This is a genomic window from Paenibacillus sp. J31P13, assembly GCF_056269295.1.
Window position 1 is genome coordinate 103,830 of record NZ_JBWDNR010000003.1, and the last position, 19,470, is coordinate 123,299.

Annotated in this window: 15 protein-coding genes; 10 read left to right on the forward strand and 5 right to left on the reverse strand. The window is 41.2% G+C overall.

What is annotated here, in order from left to right; genetic code table 11:
• Positions 1-68 precede the first annotated feature (68 nt).
• Genes AC0YOD_RS11490 through AC0YOD_RS11500 form a run of 3 tightly spaced genes read left to right on the forward strand, consistent with a single transcriptional unit; the run spans position 69 to position 2,696 of the window.
• Positions 69-938, forward strand: coding sequence for a carbohydrate ABC transporter permease (locus AC0YOD_RS11490; protein WP_475799437.1), 870 nt, complete (start codon positions 69-71; stop codon positions 936-938).
• Positions 939-980: 42 nt separating this feature from the next.
• Positions 981-1,826, forward strand: coding sequence for a carbohydrate ABC transporter permease (locus AC0YOD_RS11495; protein ID WP_475799438.1), 846 nt, complete (start codon positions 981-983; stop codon positions 1,824-1,826).
• A gap of 36 nt (positions 1,827-1,862) precedes the next feature.
• Entirely contained in the window at positions 1,863-2,696 is an 834-nt protein-coding gene (locus tag AC0YOD_RS11500; RefSeq protein WP_475799439.1) for a PIG-L deacetylase family protein, read from the forward strand.
• A gap of 138 nt (positions 2,697-2,834) precedes the next feature.
• On the opposite strand, the gene AC0YOD_RS11505 is transcribed toward AC0YOD_RS11500, so the two are convergent.
• The 5 genes from AC0YOD_RS11505 to AC0YOD_RS11525 all read right to left on the reverse strand — a co-directional run bounded on the left by AC0YOD_RS11505 (position 2,835) and on the right by AC0YOD_RS11525 (position 9,974).
• Positions 2,835-4,214: a sulfatase family protein gene (locus AC0YOD_RS11505; protein ID WP_475799440.1), complete on the reverse strand. Its 1,380-nt coding sequence runs from the start codon at positions 4,212-4,214 to the stop codon at positions 2,835-2,837.
• 61 nt (positions 4,215-4,275) lie between these two features.
• Entirely contained in the window at positions 4,276-6,318 is a 2,043-nt protein-coding gene (locus tag AC0YOD_RS11510) for a galactose-binding domain-containing protein (protein WP_475799441.1), read from the reverse strand.
• A gap of 97 nt (positions 6,319-6,415) precedes the next feature.
• On the reverse strand, positions 6,416-8,038 hold the full coding sequence (locus AC0YOD_RS11515) for an extracellular solute-binding protein (RefSeq protein ID WP_475799442.1): 1,623 nt from the start codon (positions 8,036-8,038) through the stop codon (positions 6,416-6,418).
• A 72-nt stretch (positions 8,039-8,110) separates the two neighbouring features.
• Complete coding sequence (locus AC0YOD_RS11520; RefSeq protein ID WP_475799443.1) at positions 8,111-9,010, reverse strand: carbohydrate ABC transporter permease; 900 nt, start codon at positions 9,008-9,010, stop codon at positions 8,111-8,113.
• 22 nt (positions 9,011-9,032) lie between these two features.
• Entirely contained in the window at positions 9,033-9,974 is a 942-nt protein-coding gene (locus AC0YOD_RS11525; RefSeq protein ID WP_475799444.1) for an ABC transporter permease, read from the reverse strand.
• Between the two features lie 267 nt (positions 9,975-10,241).
• On the opposite strand from AC0YOD_RS11525, the gene AC0YOD_RS11530 reads away from it, so the two are divergent.
• From AC0YOD_RS11530 to AC0YOD_RS11560, 7 genes are all read left to right on the forward strand, one after another.
• Positions 10,242-11,669 (forward strand): response regulator transcription factor, encoded by a 1,428-nt coding sequence (locus AC0YOD_RS11530; protein ID WP_475799445.1) that lies wholly within the window; start codon positions 10,242-10,244, stop codon positions 11,667-11,669.
• Positions 11,666-13,426, forward strand: a complete 1,761-nt coding sequence (locus tag AC0YOD_RS11535; protein WP_475799446.1) for a sensor histidine kinase — start codon at positions 11,666-11,668, stop codon at positions 13,424-13,426. The genes AC0YOD_RS11530 and AC0YOD_RS11535 overlap by 4 nt, the downstream gene beginning before the upstream one ends.
• A gap of 268 nt (positions 13,427-13,694) precedes the next feature.
• On the forward strand, positions 13,695-15,617 hold the full coding sequence (locus AC0YOD_RS11540; RefSeq protein WP_475799447.1) for a carbohydrate-binding domain-containing protein: 1,923 nt from the start codon (positions 13,695-13,697) through the stop codon (positions 15,615-15,617).
• Positions 15,618-15,741: 124 nt separating this feature from the next.
• Positions 15,742-16,383, forward strand: a complete 642-nt coding sequence (locus AC0YOD_RS11545) for a TraX family protein (protein ID WP_475799973.1) — start codon at positions 15,742-15,744, stop codon at positions 16,381-16,383.
• A gap of 244 nt (positions 16,384-16,627) precedes the next feature.
• A complete protein-coding gene (locus tag AC0YOD_RS11550; RefSeq protein ID WP_475799448.1) occupies positions 16,628-17,626 on the forward strand; it encodes a LytTR family transcriptional regulator DNA-binding domain-containing protein in 999 nt (332 codons plus the stop codon).
• 173 nt (positions 17,627-17,799) lie between these two features.
• The gene (locus AC0YOD_RS11555; protein WP_475799449.1) at positions 17,800-18,648 is read left to right on the forward strand and encodes an ABC transporter ATP-binding protein; all 849 of its coding nucleotides are present in this window, start codon (positions 17,800-17,802) and stop codon (positions 18,646-18,648) included.
• Positions 18,645-19,355 (forward strand): ABC transporter permease, encoded by a 711-nt coding sequence (locus AC0YOD_RS11560; protein ID WP_475799450.1) that lies wholly within the window; start codon positions 18,645-18,647, stop codon positions 19,353-19,355. The genes AC0YOD_RS11555 and AC0YOD_RS11560 overlap by 4 nt, the downstream gene beginning before the upstream one ends.
• Positions 19,356-19,470: the final 115 nt, after the last annotated feature.

Sequence of the window (19,470 nt, forward strand, 5' to 3'; positions counted from 1 at the left end):
TTGCCGGGTCCCGGGCAAATGACAGAATGTAATCCAAGCTATTGCTCATGAAGAGGAGGCGTTCAGTTGTGATATTCAGGGACAAGAGATACATTGTGCTTTTCCTGGCGCCAACGATGCTGTTATTATTCACCTTTCTTTTATATCCACTCATACAATCCGTTTATTATAGCTTTACCGAATGGTATAACTTCTCAAACACGAAGAAGTTCATAGGCTTCGGCAATTACAACCAGCTCATTCATGACCCCGTTGTTTGGATAGCGCTGAAAAACACGTTTATATTGGTGATCGGTGCCGTATTCCTGCAGGCAGGGGGAGGTTTGGTCCTTGCGCTGCTAACCGATAGCATCAAACGAGGATTTAAGTTTTTTAGAACGGTCTTTTTCTTTCCGATTGTTATCTCAGGTACGGCTATTGGTCTCATGTTCTCGCTCATTTACAACTACGACTATGGACTCATGAATGCGATTATGAGAGGACTCGGTCTGTCTGAGCAAATATGGCTGACGGAGAATAGCGCTATTTATTTGGTGCTCATACCGATTCTATGGCAGTATGTTGGATTTTATTTTGTTATATTCCTAACTGGGATGTCGAAGATTCCAGAGGATATTTATGAATCAGCTATGCTGGACGGTATTACAGGAATTAGAAAATCCATCTATATTACCCTTCCGTTATTGCGAGATGTTATTGCTTCTTGTCTTACGCTCGCCACAGCTGGAGCATTGAAGGTATTTGATGTCGTATATATCGTGACCAAGGGTGGTCCATTGAATTCCAGTGAGCTGCTTAGTACTTACATGTACACGAAGGCATTCAATGGGCAAAATGCAGGCTACGCCAGCACAATCGTCATTGCGATGATGATACTCGGTATCGTCATAACAGTTGTGTTAAATAAATTAGTTAAAAAAGAGGCTGTCAGCTACTGATGATAGACAATAAACAGCCCAATTGAGAAGGTGATATTTTAGATGGTTAACAGACTAGTAAAGCCGGGTGCGGTCAAGTTCGGCGTATATGCACTCCTGATTTTATGGGCATGCACAACAATCGTCCCGCTATTATGGGTGCTGCTCAATAGCTTCAAAACGTCCGAAGAAATTTTAACGCAATCATTCGCGCTTCCACAAAGCTATTCTTTTTTTAACTTTCTGAAGCTGAATGAATACGGCAACATAAATGTCGTTAAAGGCTTTATAAATAGTATGATTATTTCGGGATCCGTTGTACTGGGTGTTTCCCTTTTTGGCGGGTTGGCTTCTTTTGTACTAGCGAGATTTCAGTTTTCATTTAAAGGATATTTCACGTCTATATTTGTTATTTGTATGCTGCTGCCGCAGTTCGCCGTTATTATTCCGAATTTCGTTATCATCGAGAAGCTGGGTTTGAATGGAACCTATTTATCCGTTATTCTCCCGCAAGTAGCAGGCAATTTGAGCTTTGCTATTCTGATGATAACGGGCTTCATGGCTTCTTTGCCTGGAGAGCTAGAGGAAGCGGCGGTCATGGATGGGGCAACAATCTGGAAAATATATTATAAAATAACGCTGCCGCTTTGCTTCCCTATTTTTGCGACGGTGTCTATTATGGTCTTTCTTTGGTCATACAACGAGCTTTTGTTACCACTCGTCTACTTACCAATAAGAGAGATGCAGCCTATATCTGTCCTCTTGTCGCTCGTGTCGAATGCGTATGGTACAGATTATGGAGCTATGATGGCAGCCATCACGATTTCAATTGTACCACTGCTTGTTTTGTATATGTTCTCACAAGAAACGGTTATTAAAGGGCTGACTGCAGGTGCAGTGAAGGGATAATGGTTTTGGGTTACCATACAGGAGGAGAGAGAAAAGATGTCTACACAAAAACAAAAAAATATAATTGTCATTGCTGCACATCCGGATGAAGCGGAAATTTATGCTGGAGGAACCTCTGCTTTATTCGCAGAAATGGGACATCGAGTGAAATTCGTTTCTTTGACCAATGGAGATTGCGGACACTACTCGATTAGCGGGCAAGAGCTCGTGGACAGAAGAACGCAGGAGGCTTATGAGGCTGCTAGACGATTAGGTGTTCTTGACTATAGCATATTGAATATATCAGACGGCCGCCTGACAAATACCTTTGAAGTGAGAGAAGAGGTTATCCGCCAAATTCGCAATTGGAAGGCTGATATCGTCATTACCTTCCATCCTGACGGTGCAGGGCATGTAGATAATCGCAATGCCGGAAGAATTGTGAGAGATGCTGCTGATTTTATAGCGAAAGTACCGAATTCTGTGCCAGATGCGCCATATTTAGAGCAATCCCCTCTTTTCCTGCTTATGCCGGACTACGGAAAACGGAGTGCTTACTCCCCCGATCTGGTCATCGATATCGGTTCAGTTATGGAGAAAAAGCTGCTTGGTTGTGATGCACATGCTTCCCAATTCTATGAGTTTGCGCCTTGGCAGCGTAATCTGCTAGATCAGGTTCCACAGACATGGGAGGCAAGGAAGGACTATATTTTGCAATATTGGAGCAGCTTTATTGAGGTATCATCGGAGATGCTTCCAGCGCTGGATCGACTATACGAAGAAGGGAAGTCAGTAATGACAAAGTATGCAGAGCCATTCGAGATTGCGGATTATGGCAGAAGGCCGAGCGATTCGGAGCTGAAGCAGTTGTTTCCCATGCTGAGTCAATAAGAGAAAATACCTTGATATACTTCATGAACGGATTAATGTTGCAGTACTGCTGCAATGCACATCAATAGAAAAAGCCGACTCCTACGGAGTCGGCTTTTACTCATACGGACATGTCTGCTAGGGCAGACCTAACAGCTGTTATTCCAAAAATTCTCTCGCATGAAGAGGGCCGCCTTCACGCATAACCGTCCATAGAGGATCTGTATCCGCATCCATCGTCAGCATCATTTCATCATGCCACTCGTTAAGCAAATACACGGCTTCTTTACAAATATCACGTCTCTCCCTTGCTAGATCATGCTGCTCATAAGGATCATTTTTTAAATCGAACAGCATTTCCCGAGGGAAACCGTGGTGACCATCATGGTAAGTACGAATATATAGCCAGTCTTGGAATCGCACGCTTCTCTGGCAAACATGTGCACATTGAGAGAGAACGAGGAACTCTCTGCCCGTATTGGAGCCATTTCGAATACTATCCGCATAGCTCTTGCCATCCCATGAAGGAGCATCTTTAACGCCAAGAAGATTTGCCAGTGTAGGCGCCAAATCAAGATGATAATGCAAGCCGTCATCGACGGCACCCTTTACTCCCTCAGGCCAGCGAATAATCATCGGAATACGGCATGTAGCTTGATCAGCTGTTCCGTGCTCAGAGTAAATACCAAGCTCACCCATGCTCTCGCCATGATCCGCGCTAATCATAATTGCCGTATCTTCCAATACCCCTAAGCTCTCCAAGGTGCGTATAACTTGACCGACATGCTCATCCATATAACGAATGGCGCTATCATAATTGTCTATGATTTCTCTAAGATCATTGAATTGCTCAATCGGTTTGCCATGTCTTGCATGTCTAAAATAATGAGATTTAGCAAGAGCATTCATATGATCGATACTATGCTGCCCTTTTTTCTGCTTATGAAGCGCAAATACCTCTTCATTCAACCATTCAGGCATAGGCTCGCACTGGAACGGGTTTCCGTATTGGTCTGGTATTCTGTAGGGGGTATGGGGATCCCAGAAATTCAAATGTAAAAACCAATTGTCATTCCCAGCATTATCCTCTAACCACTTTAAAGCTACGGGCAGAACCTGCTCCGCAGACTCTCCCCCTTTGGCGCCAATATTAAACACCTCGTTGAAGCCTGCATTAAAGGTCCATGCCGAATGTCTCTCCGAAAAAGTACTAATTGAAGCTGTCTTCATAGCAGCTTGACGCAGCATGCCGGGAAGGCTTTCATATACTAATCGGTCATTAAAACCACGATTTTTTCCTTCTCGCCGCATATCTGCAGCCGTACCTCCATGTCCGACAATGCCGTTATGAATACCGAATCGCCCTGACATAAGAGCGGACCGTGAGGGCAGGCAAGGCGCATCAGAGCAATAATAATTGGTGAAGGTTAAGCCGTCTTTAGCAATCTGGTCAATATTCGGAGATGTATTCCGATGATAACCGTAACATCCTAAATGATCGGGACGGAGGGAGTCTAAATCAAGGTATAAAATTCTCATGTGCTGGACCATCCTTTTTATGAATTAATGAATGGCAGATGCCTATACAGATAAGTGCCATTTATGGCAAGCTTATGCCGTATACCTCTGCTTCTACGTAGTGATTCCATACATTTACGCTGCTGCCATTAGACCAAAAACGTACGTATCGCGCTTGAACAGGTGTAAATGAAATTTCCTTGCCAGCTGAGATTTCAGCATATTCAGCGTCTGCACCCGTTCCCTGTCCTGCGCTATTGTTAGCGTCATTATTGAATACGGTAGTCACGCCGCTTGAGAAATCTGCAGTATTCGAAAGCTGCACGATAACATCCTTGTACAGTCGTCCATCGAAATACCGCCACATTTTAATACGGCTTACGCTATAGCTTGCGCCTAGATCAACGTTTATCCATTGTAATCCCTGATCTAAACCGGCGTATTGCTCCTTGTTGCTTGCTAGCCCGTCAGTCAAGCGTGCTGCGTTATTAATAAAGCTGCCGGAGGTAAATGTTTTCCCTAGTGCAACATTGGTTGGATTGCTTGAGCTGGACTGGTGCTCATAGGCTCCTCTATCCGGTGCTTGATAATAGAGCGGATTCCCCCAGAAATCAATCCCGCCATTGTTTGCAATAATAGCACCGCTGTTTAGCGCTGGAGAACTATTCTGCAATTGATATCCAGCTAGATTATTAATACCCGTTGCATTGCCTGGATTAACAAACATAGGATTCGTTGTATTCATGTGATTATCCGGAATAATAGTCGTAGTGGGTATGTTATTGCCGTAAAATATATTGCTGTCATAGGTCCAGCTCGCTTTTTTTGTATAAGCGCCTGTTCCAAGATGATAGAAAATATTATTCGTAAAGCTAGCCTGTCCATTGCCGCCTTGGTTCACGAGCATCTTATTGTTAATTCCAGGACCGACATAGAACACATTATTATAAAACTGCATATTGCTGTAATTGCTGCCGCTGCAAACCGTAATCATTTGATATTGATCGTTTTGACTAATGTTATATCGGAAAATCCCGTCCGTTACAGAGCCATTGGTTTCATTCTGACAAACCAGAACGGTTCCACCTTCATTATCATGACTGTAATTGTATTGAAAAATAATCCCTTTTGTTCCGTTGTCAAAATCGAAGGCCATTCCGTCTAAAGTGGTCTTGCCGCCTGAAACTTCATTGTATTGATATAACGTATAGTCGCCATTATACGTCCACATGCCAGCGTTATAATCCATTGCAGCCTCATTATATCCATGTACTCGGTTATGTTCTACAAGCGCGCCTGTTGTCACATGGGGTACGATACCGTCACCGCTCACATGAAGAACCTCATTGCCGCGAATGACCACATTGGTTGCAGGTGTCCAAGGGAGATTGAGATTCACTACCCCTCCTTGTTGAGGGCGATTGTACCACTCTGAATTAACCATAATGCCTGTTCGTCTAACATTTTCGATTTTGTTGTTTTCAATAAGGACCTGATCGAATTTAGTAGCTCGATTAGGTGAGCCATCCTTTTTTACCTTTACAACGACATTGATTCCCGCACTGCCGTTAGTGGACTTGTTATGAAGTCCATTAATATCGTGAATGTATAAATCATGGAGATGAATATTGTGAAGGATGGATACGTTGTTAATATCAGTTGTTGAACCTGCTAGATAATCTTCACCTATCACTTCAATGCCGCTTCTAACCTGTGTGCCTTGTACTGCCGTTTTATTTGTAATTTCAAGGTTGCCGATACTCCAATGTTCTTGATTATAGAGCTCAATTACATTCCTTGCGCCTTGACCCTCAATGAGCGGCTTAGAGCCTGCACCGTACTTATCCAATACGATAGGGTTGCCGAATGACCCAGACCCCTTTGGTTTGAGCGAGCCTATCCAACGTTCTCCTGCTTTCAGCAAAATATGATCGCCGGGCTCAAAAATAACAGCGTTCACTTTCGTTAATGATTTCCAAGCGGTCTGAGGGGCAAGTCCGTCATTGGAATCATTGCCGGATGTCGCATCGACATAATACGTTTGACTATTAGCGTGAGCGGTATGAGTAAAAACGACACAAGAAAATAAGAAAGCCAATACGAATAACCATTTACTTGATTTCATCAGCTAATCATCCCTTTCTTAATTGCATCTTTATTAAAAAACAACTTCCAGACGGATAGCAAATACGGTCTGGAAGCTGTTTAATAATCGTTTTTAATTACTCAATTCCTTGCTCTTTTGCTGTAGCATTCACTTCTTCAATCATCTTGTCGAGACCTTTAGATTGATAGCCCTTCACGATATCTCCCCAGACCTTTTCAACTGGATCTTTGGAAAGCATGACTTTAAGAAGATCATCATGATCCAGAACGCTGAATTTGTCTTTTGTTGGAGTAGACATGTATGTCAGACGGATATCATAATCAGGTACTTTTGTATTCTGCAATAACCAATCTACATAATCAACAGCTTCCTGCCTAATACTCTCGTTAGAAATCGTAGGGTTATTCATGTCGTAATTATCAGATGTTTCATAAGCGACAAGGTTCCTAATAAACGATCTTGCAGGGTACTTCTCGTTGAGTGAGCCTTTTTCGATCATGATCTTTTTATCGCCTTCAACCTTATAATCTACATCTTTAATGCCATAGATCAATAGGTCTTTACCTTCAGGGGAAAGGACATAATCATATAGAGCCATAATTCTGTCTAATTTCTTAGGATCAATTTTGCCGCTGAAATAGCTTTCTGACCAATACGTTTTAAAGATAGCGTGAGAACGCTCGCCGTCTGGTCCACTCAGTGGCTTCAAAACTTTAATGCTTTCTGTAATATCTTTATCTGGGTTAGCAGTCTTCCATCTTTTTTCGTAAATTTGTTGATTGTAATTTATAAAACCGCCGCCTGCAAGTAATGCAGCTGCTTTACCAGAAGCAAATTTATCGTAAGCTACATCAGGCTTTGTAAGCGCAATGTCGGGATCAATGAGTTTTTTATCAAACATCTCTCTCATATTTTGAAGAGCAGGCAGTGCTTTCTTGGAGAAAGCTGCAGGAACGAATTTACCGTCTTCTTTAATCCATTTGAAATCGCCGCCACTTCCATCGCTAGTCGCAAGCGGGTTGCCGTACAGCCAGAACAGTCCGCCAAGCATTTTAACTTGGCTTGTCGTTAAACCGGTAATAGAAGGGTTTTTCTTAGCAATAGCTTCTAGCATAGCTTCGAACTCATCCCACGTTTCAGGCTCTTTCGTGATTCCTGCTTCTTGAGCGAGATCCCATCTGTAAAGGACAACTCTGTCTAATGCACTCCAATCCACGGTAGGGAACTGTCTTCTTGGAACGGTATACTGTTTGCCGTCTACCGCCAATCCTTTAATATCTGGAGCATCAAAATAGGAAGCAAGGTTCGGATATTTGCTTAGATCGGGTAATGCGCTTACAACACCTTGTTTAATCCATTTTCTTTGATATTGGGTTCCAACTGCATCAATGGCAAAGATGTCAGGAAGCTGATCGGATGCAGCCCACGTTTGAATCTTCTGTCCATAGTCATCCCATGTCGTGTTAACCGGCTTAAATGTAATATTAAATTTCTTCAATAGATCTTGAACAATAGGATCTTTTGCAATATTGGCTATTTCAGCATCAGCATCCCAAAAGGCAACGGATATTTCCATTGGATCCTTGTATGGATTGTCGGAATCCGTTTGTGTTGAACCTTGGTCTTTCAGCGGTTCCGGTGTTGCTTGGTTACTGCTCCCAGTGTTTCCACTGCATGCAACTAATAAGCTTGCAAACAAGGTCAAGCTTACTGCGATGGTCGTTAATTTTTTCAGCATCTTCTTTAAACCCTCCCATTTTATATCTTAAAATAAATGCGTTAGGAATAAAAATTTTATATAAAAAATTTCTTATCCTTTAATGGAGCCTACAAGAATACCTTTGTTAAAGTGCTTTTGCAGGAATGGATAAATAGAGATGATCGGGATACAGGTAATGACGATTGCGGCCATTTGTAGGGCAGGCGTATATACCTTTGCCGTCTTTTCTTGTTCAGCCATCGTTTGAGCCATCAAGCCCAATAACGAGTTTGATGTAATTAAGGTTTCCCGCAAGTAAATTTGCAAGGGAGCCTTGGAGGAATCGCTGATAAAGATGAGTGCATACCACCATTCATTCCATCTTTCGACTGCATAGAAGAGACCGAATGTCGCAATGAAAGGAGCAGAGATCGGCAAAATAATTTTCCATAAAATATAGAGGTCGTTTGCACCATCGAGCTTCGCCGATTCTTCAAGACTTTCCGGAACAGTATGGAAATAGTTTTTCATAATAATCAGATAAAAGGTATTAATTCCTGCCGGTATAATCATGACGAGAAGGTTATTGACGAGATGAAGATCCTTTACAATTAAATAGAACGGGATCAATCCACCGTTAAAAAACATAGTGAACAGAATGAGTGTCAACATGAGGTTTCTTCCAGGCATCCCCTTTTTGGAGAGAGCATAAGCTCCTGCAACAGAAATGACCATGCTGAATATGACGCCAACGACGGTTACGATTATAGAGTTTGTAAAGGAAGTCCAAAACTTCATATCGTATAAAATGAGTTTATAAGCTGATAAATCGAAAGAAAGAGGCAGGATGTAAAAGTTGCTCTCACTGATTACATCAAATCTAGCAAATGAGATGAGTAACACATTATAAAAAGGAAAGAAGGTTATGATGGATATGATTGCTAAGATGACAAAGGCACTAATGTCAAACGCGCTCCATTTTTTTCGCTTTTTTATTCGTACAGCTTCCATATCTGTTTCTCCTTTGCAGTCGTTAGTATAATCCTTGCTCTCCTGATTTTTTCACAATTGTATTGGCAAGGGTAAGCAGTACCAAGCTAATGACCGATTTGACTATGCCAACCGCTGTCGTATATCCAAAGTCTCCGCCAACTAAAAAGGAGGTTCGATAGATATAGGTATCAATGGTGTCTGCAACAGAGTATACGGGTGAGCTGTATAAATTAAAGATTTGTTCAAAGCTTGCGCCAGCGCTAAGCAGTTGACCTACATGCAGTATTAATAGAATTGCTACCGTACTCTTAATGCCTGGCCAAGCAACATTAAGGAGCTTTTGAAATCGGTTTGCGCCATCTATTTCAGCTGCTTCGGATACTTCTGGATTAATTCCCGCTAGCGCAGCAAGATAAATAATAGAATCCCAACCTACTTCTCTCCAAATGTGGCTAATGTATAATACAGGTCGGAATAAGCTTTCTTCTTGCAGAGGAGATACGGGGTTACCGCCAAATAGAGCGATAATTTGATTAAATACGCCGTCCCTGCTTAAGATGTTGGTAATAATGCCTGCGAGCACGACCCATGAAATGAAATGAGGGAAGGTTAGAATGGTTTGGAAGAAACGTCTCGCTTTATTTCGTGAAAATTCATATAAAACGATTGCTAGAATAATTGGCATTGGAAAATGAATAACTAGCTTTACCAAACTAATTATAATGGTATTGTAAAACGCGCTTCGGAACTCCAGATCGGTGAATAATATTTTAAAATTGTCCAGCCCTACCCAAGGACTGCCTAGGATACCTCCGCTATAGTCAAATGTTTTGAAGGCCAGTATGGTTCCATACATAGGTCCATAGCTGAAAAGCACATACCAGACTACGATGGGAAGAACCATGAGGTAAAAGTATTTATACTCCAACAGTGTTTTCCATAATCTCTTCTTGGGAGATGGGTTAGCAAGTATATTGGCCAATCGGATTCGCCGCCTCTCTTTATAATATAGGTTTAAAAAATGTAGGACCTAATATGTCGATATGGTAAATTATAAAGAGCAAGATGAATCACGAGTATAGAGGATCTATTTCTACAATGTGGATTTCCTTATGAAAATGCTTACAATATATGAGTGTCCTAATTTTAGACATATTGATCATAGAATCGTCCATACTCATTACGGTTCTGGCTCGGTACGATTAGAAATAGAGAGTAAAACGATTTTAAACGGAGGGAGGGGAACGGCATGTACAAAACAATTGTGGTTGATGATGAGAAATGGATTGTTGAGGGAATCAAGGTGGGTGTAGATTGGCAGGAGTACGGGTTCGAAGTGATTGGAGACGCCGAAAACGGTCAAGATGCGCTTCAGCTTATTGAGCAGCTTCATCCAGATATCGTCTTTACAGATATTAAGATGCCGATCCTTAATGGTCTAGAGCTTATCCAGAGGGGAAAAGCCGTTTCACCTGATACCTTGTTCGTCGTACTTAGCGGTCATGCGGAATTTGCTTATGCACAGAAAGCATTAAACTACGGGACGTTTGGTTATTGTTTAAAGCCGTTTGAAATTGATGAAATTCATGGGATGCTAAAGCGTCTCTCTGCCTTTTTGGAATCTAAAAAGAAAACAGCCGTCGAATCCTATTCGTTCGAGCTTTACGAGGCAATCTGTTCTGGTGATGTTGATTATTTGAATCGACTCTTGGGACAAAACGACATGCTCATAAATGAAGGAACGACGATCACACCTATAGTTGTGCAAGGAAAAGAGCTGTACCCTGTTGGACAAGACCTGAAGCATTTGAGTTTTCCTATGAGTCGTCGCCGAAATGGCTACCTCGTCCTCTCACATTCGAAGGACCATTTTCTGCGAGGCTTGAAGCGGGATAATAAAAATAATGAAATGAGTACAGGTATCGGCTTTCCGATAACAGATTTATCCCATTTAGAGGCTTCACTTGAGGCAGCATCCCAAGCTGCATATGGCCTATTTACCACCGGGAAACCGGGTGTGTACCACGCTTCTCTTTCAGGCAGCTCTCCTATTGATGAGAAATTGAAGGAAATTTCTAATGCACTGCATCATAAAAATCGAGCTCAATTCGTTGCAATCTTAGAATCGACAAGATCCCTATTTCAAGATGAAACCTTTTCAATGAAGGATGCTTATTTGATATATACATCAGTGCTTTATCTATTTACGCTTGAGCGGTCAAAAACAAATAGTCGTTTTTTTGAGGGATATGAGCAGCTTAATTCTCATTACGGCCACGTTAACGCTATGATTGATCATTTAATCGAGCTGACACTGGAATCCTTTTCTGAGGAAATCGAACCCCATTTATCAGGGATATCTCATAAGAAATTGAAGGAGATCGTTCTCTATATCCAAAACAATTTCAATCAGGAGATTTCCATTCAAGGTTTGGCAGATAAGTTTTTTCTGAGTCCCAATTATTTATGCCAGCTTTTCAAGAAAGAAGTAGGGGAAACAATCGTCGAATATTTATCACGTCTACGAATTGAAAGCGCCTGCAAGCTTTTGACGGAAACGAAGCTCTCTATTTATTTGGTAGGTGAAAAATGTGGATTCCAAGACTATTTCTACTTTACCCGAATTTTTAAACGAATGGTTAAAATGACGCCGACGCAGTATAGGGAGAGCAAATGAAGCCTTTTAAGAAGCTATCGATTCGTGTGCAGGTTTTAATCATTGGTGCTATTATTTTTGGTATTATTCCCTTCGTAATCGTCAAGGTCTATCAACAGGCTAGTACGATAATTATTACGCAAAATACACAGTATAATACAGAGCTAGTTTCGCTCCTTAAGCAAAGAGTATCCGCAAACTACACCAACACTTCTAACTTGATGATTAATCTCGGTTACGATACAACGGTGCAAAAATTTCTACTAGAGAGCGATAAGCTCAAAATCTATGATTTTTCAAAAAAGGTAGAAAGTCTTATGGGTGTCGTGAAAAGCATGAATAAGGATATTCTCGATATCGTCATTTTGGGTGGACCTAATATTCATGCTTCTTTAGATGGAAAAATTAAATATGCTTATGAGAGCATGGAATCCTCCAGTGATGATGGGGTCGTTCATTATGAAGGCTTTCGGCAAGCCGGTCCATTTCTCAAGAGTGACGTGTTTTTATTCGGGATGAATATTTTTGCTTCTGGCGATACGCCGCTCTATGGAGAGAAAATAGGCTTCATAACGATTATCATGGATGTAAAATCGATTAATACAGAGCTTGAGAAATATCCAAGGCTTGCTGGAACGAGCTTCTTTATTATGGATAATCATGAGGTTGTATATACGAATAATAACGGGAAGGGACAAATGCTTAAACATGTCCAGTCCACTCATGCGGACAGCTATAGCGAGAAGGCTGTCTTTGAGACGATTGATAATAAGCGCTATGCGTTGCAATCCTTTGATTTGCCGGAAATATCAGGGAAAATTATAATGGCAGTACCGATTAGCAACCTGATGAAAGAGCTGGAGAAGTTGAAGAAAACGAGCTATTTTCTCATGTTAATTACTCTTATTCTCGTCTTTATTCCCTACGGCGTACTGATGATGAATCTATTAAAACCGCTAACGAAGCTAATTCGATTTATGAAGAGTCTAAAGGGTGGAAATTTGGAGGTTCTGCACTCTAAGGTTAGCCTTGAAGGTTATGCCGAGATTGAGGTCATTTCTAATGAATTTAATACGATGCTGATGCGGATTAATGATTTAACGAACCAATTGATCGACGCAACATCGAAGCTGTATCAAGTCGACTTGGAGAAGCAGCGTGCGGAGTATGCCTATTTGCAAAGTCAGATTAATCCACACTTTCTTAGTAATACGCTCGATTCCATAAAAGGAATTGCTTTGGTGAAGGGCAACAGGGATATATACGAAATGACGAACGCACTTAGCACGATGCTTCGTTATAGTATTAAAGGCAGCGACGAAGTAAGCTTGGAGGAAGAACTTAAAATTGCTAGAGCCTGTGTCAAAATCCATCAAGGCAGGTTTCCGGGTAAAATCGAATTTGAACAGCTATGCCCAGAGGAACTGTATACCATTTCCGTCCCGAAAATGATTATTCAACCGATTGTGGAGAATGCTCTAGAACATGGACTTGAAGCAAAAGGCGGGCTTGGTCTTCTTCGTATAAGTGTGGAGAAACTCAGCGAGGATTGTTTGGAGATTACCGTAACGGATAATGGTATTGGTATAGCAAGTGATTACCTGCATCAACTCAATGAAAAAATGAATAATAACATCATTACGTCAAACGATCATATTGGCATTCAAAATGTGAATAACAGGATATGGCTTAAATACGGAGATGCCTATGGCGTTAAAATGTTTAGCGTACAAGGGGAAGGTACGAAGGTCGTCATTACATTACCCGGTTCGGTGTAATAGGGAACTGCTCAAATTTGAAGCTTAGATTAAGCTAGGACATTGCCCGGAAGGGCAATGTCCTTATTTTATTGGAGCTATATTATCTTTAAACCAGAAATTGAGCAATTACTTAATCGTTATGGGTACTCAATATTAGGCTTGTTACTAGTAGACACTCAGAATTGTTTCAGTTTGGCTTCAGGGATGGTTCAGGTTGAGTTGATACATTAATAACAGGATTAAACTGGCAAAGAATAATAAGGTAGAAGATAAGGAGAGATGGCAAATGATGAATCGTACATTTAATAAGCTGAAGCTAGCATCTGTATTTTTCAGTCTATTATTGTTGGTATCCTGCAGCAACAATGTAGCGACGACAAATGTAGATACCGAGATAGAAGAAACTAAAGAAGTAGCCGTAGACAATAGATCTACAGTCAGCACAGCAGCTATAGAGCAGGTTGCATATAAAGATGAGGACTATTATAGCGATTGGGAAAATGAGGATCCTAATTATGTGGAGCTAAACGGCACTTCTGCAAGCCTTAAAGGGTCTGGAGCAATAATGATTGCTAATCAGATTACGATTGCATTGCCAGGTGTTTATGTCGTTAGCGGAAAACTGGACGATGGTCAGATTATAATTGATCTTGAAAACAGCGGTACTGTCAGAATAGTCTTAAACGGAGCAGAAATTCATAATTCTGAAGGTGCTGCAATCTTTGTCAAACAAGCCGACAAAACAATCCTTACCTTACAGGAAGGAACGCAAAATATCGTAACGGACGGAGAGAATTACGCAGATACCAGTGAAGATGCTCCTAATGCTGCCATCTTCAGCAAGGATGATCTCACGATCAACGGAACAGGCAGCTTAACAGTGAGCGGTAACTTCAACGATGGAATTACTGGTAAAGATGATGTAATGATTACAGGAGGAAGTATTACGATTGACTCCGTTGACGATGGCATCATTGGACGGGACATGCTGGCCATAAAAGATGGGTCGTTCACTATCGATGCAGCTGGAGATGGGATGAAATCTACAAATGATACTGATACCTCAAAAGGATATATCGCGCTTGAAGGAGGTGCTTTTCATATAAAAGCAGGATCTGACGGCATTCAAGCAGAAACACAGTTGTCTATTTCCGGTGGGCAATACACCATTGTCTCAGGCGGCGGCAGCGCCAATGGCAGTGTTAAAGCAGAGGATAATAAGGGGGGAGCACGTGAAGGAAGGGGAGCCGAAACAACTGAGGCAAGCGATGTGACGGAAACGAAAAGCGCTAAGGGGCTTAAGGCTTCAACAGATATTACCATTAGCGGTGGCGTCTTTCTAATTGATTCAGCTGATGATTCGATACACAGCAATAATAGTGTCACCATTGCAGGTGATAATTTATCCCTTACTTCTGGTGATGACGGCATTCATGCTGACTCATCCATTGCAATTGCTGGAGGCACCATCGACATTGGTAAAAGCTATGAAGGCATAGAAAGCGATCTTATAACGATTTCAGGCGGGAACATACATGTAGTTTCCAGTGATGATGGTATTAATGTTAGCGGTGGCAATGATCAATCTTCTATAAATGGGCGTCAGGGACAAAATACGTTTAGCTCCTCCGGTGACAGTGCGCTTCATTTGAATGGCGGTTATGTGGTCGTTAATGCAACAGGCGATGGATTAGATTCGAACGGGTCTATTTATATGACTGGCGGAACGGTTATTGTGAACGGGCCAACAGCTAATAATAATGGTGCATTAGATTATGACGGTGAATTTGAAATAAGCGGTGGATTGCTGATTGCTGCAGGAAGTGCGGGCATGGCACAGACGCCATCCGAACAATCGACACAGCATTCCATTATGATGCAATATTCAAGCACGCAGCAGGCGGGATCAATTGTGAGTGTGCAGAACAACACGGGCGAGACAATTGCCACATTTGCACCGGCTAAGGATTATCAAACCGTAGTCATATCCTCACCTGAACTAACAAAGGATTCTTCGTATACATTTTATTCTGGCGGTACTTCTACAGGTGATGAGTCAGACGGTCTTTATACGGATGGCAATTATCAAAACGGCACAAAAGTCGTCAGTATGACAATTGCTAATTCGATAACCTATTTAACAGAGTCGGGCGTGACAAGCGGCAGAACTTCAAACGGAGGCGGAGGACGAGGGTTTGGAGGGAGATAATTAAGAGGACAATGCTATGTTTTAACCCATAATCTTAATGATTGTGGGTTTTTTTCATTATATAATGAGACAAGAGAAGCTGCTTCAGCATATGAAATTTCTATGAATGAGAAGGGTGAAAAAGATGCAATTTCTAGCCATGCTGACAATGGTCATTGATCATGTTGGAAAGGTCTTTTTTGAAGATCAAATAGCGTGGAGAGTGATAGGACGTATTGCTTTTCCGATCTATGCTTATATGATCGTATCGGGTTACCGGCATACCAAAGATAAAAAGAAATACTTTTTTCGCTTAGTATTGATTGCATTATTATCGCAATTTCCTTACATGTATGGGCTTAGTGCGACTGGCATTAATGTAGTTGGATCTTTTTCTATTTGCTTAATTGTCTTGTTAGGTATGGATAAAATGAAATTATTTATTTTTAAAATATTGCTCATTGTCGTTGCAAGCTTTATCTTGGAGTACTTTAACTTTGATTATGGCATGTATGGCTTATTTCTTATTCTTATCTATAGATATACAAGTAAAAAGGAAATGGTCTTTTTCCATATCTTATTGAATCTTTTCTTTCTTTTCTACAAAGGCTGGCTGCTGCAAATCATCAGTATTTGGCCAACGATTGCCATATTATATATGCCGCATATTATAAAGGGGATAGAAGCATATAAAATTCCAAGATGGTTATGGCGTTCTTTTTACCCAGCTCATCTAGCAGGAATTTCTATCATTTTAATGATTGATGCAATTCCATCGATAAAATGAAGAACCGACCTTACGAGGTCGTTTTTTCATTTTGTGCGAGATGTTTTGTTCAGCTATAGAGTTCCGTCATGTATAATAAACATGGTCTAATGGAATATATTTCATTGGAACTATATGTGGATTAGGTGATAAAGTGTCGGTTCTAGTAATAAGAGAGTTAGAGAGATATACGGAGAATGTGTTAGTATTCCCCGCTTTTCATATAGAAGTTGCTCGGCATGCAGTGGTTGCGCTCTATTCGAGCATGAACGTACGTAATACGCTGTTGTCTATGTTAACAGGAAAATTACCGATTTCTAACGGAGAAATTCGAGTAAAGGAAGAGACGTATAGTCATAATAGAAGAGCTTATATGTCACAGATCGGATTATTATTGCTGGATGAAGGATTTTACGAGCGGCTAACGGTAAAAGAAAATATGACCTTCTTTAAAAACTTGTATGAATCCGACCTATCGGTCGCCGATGCTATTCGGATGGTTAATCTGGATATGAAAGTAAATACCCGTCTAGTGAAGCTGAGCGCTTCGGAGAAGAAAAGGGTTCAGTATGCCCGTTTATTATTTCAAAATGCGGCTCTATTCGTGTTTGAAGAACCGGAACAGAACGTCGATAATGAGACAAAGCTCGTTTTTAAGAAGCTGATCCGTTTTTTTGGTGAAAGTGGAAAAGCCGTCCTCATACTGACAGGCAATATGGAAACTGCGCTGAGTGTGACAAGTCAGGTATATCGCCTCGACGAAAAGGGATTAAAGGCTTTTGATGTGCAAGACACGTCAGATACACCTGAACCTTCAGATGTTCAAAATGGATTGTCTTCTGATGTCCCTAATGGAAATGAAACGGAATCACATCTAACAGATGAAGGTGAAGTGAGCGAAGAGGAACCCGTTGTCCAGTTGGTTCGATTTGAGAAAATTCCAACTCGAATGAATGATAAGATCATCTTATTTAATCCGCCTGAGATAGATTACATTGAGAGCAGCGATGGACAATCCAATCTCTACATTAAGGGTGAAATGTATCCAACCACTTTTAAAATTAACGAGCTGGAGGAAAGATTGCAGACGTATGGATTTTTCCGTTGTCATCGCTCTTATATCGTCAATCTTCAAAAGGTAAGAGAAGTCGTAACCTACACACGAAATAGCTATAGCCTCGTTTTGGATGATCAGGCGAAGTCATCGGTTCCGTTGTCCAAAACGAAAATGGCAGAATTAAAGGAAATGATCGGGCTCAAATAAGCTCCATTCGCGGAATTACATACTCCAAACACACTGTTTTATGCGCCATTCACCCCTGATAATGCGCCATTCGCCATTGTGTATGCTCCTTTCAATGGGATTATAATGCGCCTCTTCCCCATCTGGCCTAGTATGAAGGCATAGCAGGAAACATGATGGAGGTTGAGAGGAACATGGAAAACATGATTGAAGTGGCTTCATTAGAGAAATCATTTTCAGACTTTCGAGCGTTGAGGAATGTATCCTTTAATGTGAGAAAGGGCGAAATTTTCGGATTTTTGGGACCGAGCGGCTCGGGTAAAACAACTACAATTAAAATATTAACGGGACAGTTAAACCCGACCTCGGGAAGTGCGTACGTTTTCGGAGTACCTACTCATCAATTAAAAGAAGAGAAGTTCCGCAAAAAAGTTGGAGTCATTACAGACAACACTGCCCTATATGGTCGACTGACCGTTTACGATAATTTGAAGCTTTACTGTAACTTATACGATGTGGCTGAGAAGCGTATTAATGAAGTGCTAGAAATGGTGAACCTGGCTCAAGAAAGCAAGAAGATCGTCTCAAAGTTATCCAAAGGGATGACTCAAAGGGTCATATTAGCGCGCGCTTTTCTGCATGAGCCCCAGCTGTTATTTCTAGATGAGCCAACATCTGCTTTGGACCCCACTAACACGAAGCATATTTATGAAGGGTTAGAGCAGCTGAAGCAGAAGGGTACAACGATTTTTCTAACGACGCATGATATGAACGAAGCCGAAATCCTATGTGATCGCGTTGCTTTCCTCAACAATGGCGAAATTCAGCTGCTGGACTCCCCAAAAAAGCTGCGTGAGCAGCGCAGTGATGCAACTCTCACCGTAGAGCTGACGGATGGCTCAAAGGTAATCGTTCCGTCAGGCTCTGATGGGGCTCAGCAGTTATTCCAATACATGAGCACAAATAGGGTCTCGTCCGTTCAATCTAATCATCCTACACTCGGAGATATCTTTGTAGAAGTAACAGGGAGGAAATTATCATGACATTTTCGATGAAGCGGGTATTCGCTATTCTAAATAAAGATTATAAGGATGTATCAAGAAACCTGTATGTAACGACTACGGTGATTCTGCCCTTAATTATGGCTGCATTTTATGGACGAATGGGCTTAGAATCAATTAATGCTGAATTTATGATTTTTAACTTAGCCTTTACGTTGGTGGCGACTTATGTGCAATCAGCGCTAATTGCTGAGGAGAAGGAAAAGAATACCTTAAGGGGACTTATGTTATCTCCTGCGAGTACGATCGAGATTTTCTCGGGTAAAAGCCTGTTAAGCCTGATTGCTACAGTCATCATTGTTATAGGTTCAGGTTTATTAATGGATTATCATACTAGTAACTTTCTAATTATCACAATAGCACTGTTCTTTTCCGCCATTTTCTACTTAGGAGCAGGAACATTGGTCGGGCTGCTAACAAAGTCGGTCATGGAAGCTTCGGTTGCGATTCTGCCTGTTATTGCAATATTTAATTTTGGTTCTTTCCTAGTTCCCTTAATTGAGAAATATCCTATTCTAAAAGTCGTGGAATACTTGCCCAATCAACAGCTTATTGATCTAGCGGAGCAGGTTGAGACTGGAGCAGGCTTTGCGGATATATGGTCTAACTTAGGAATCATTCTTTTGTGGGCGATTGCTATTCACGCATTAGCTGTATACGTGTACAAGAAACGTATGTTAGATGAATAAAGGTATCACACCAACAAGGCCTCCTATAAACTAGGAGGTCCTTTTCTATTTTTTCCGTATCTATATATGCAATGATATTTTGAATTGACCCTTTTTTTTATGAAATATGAAAGAA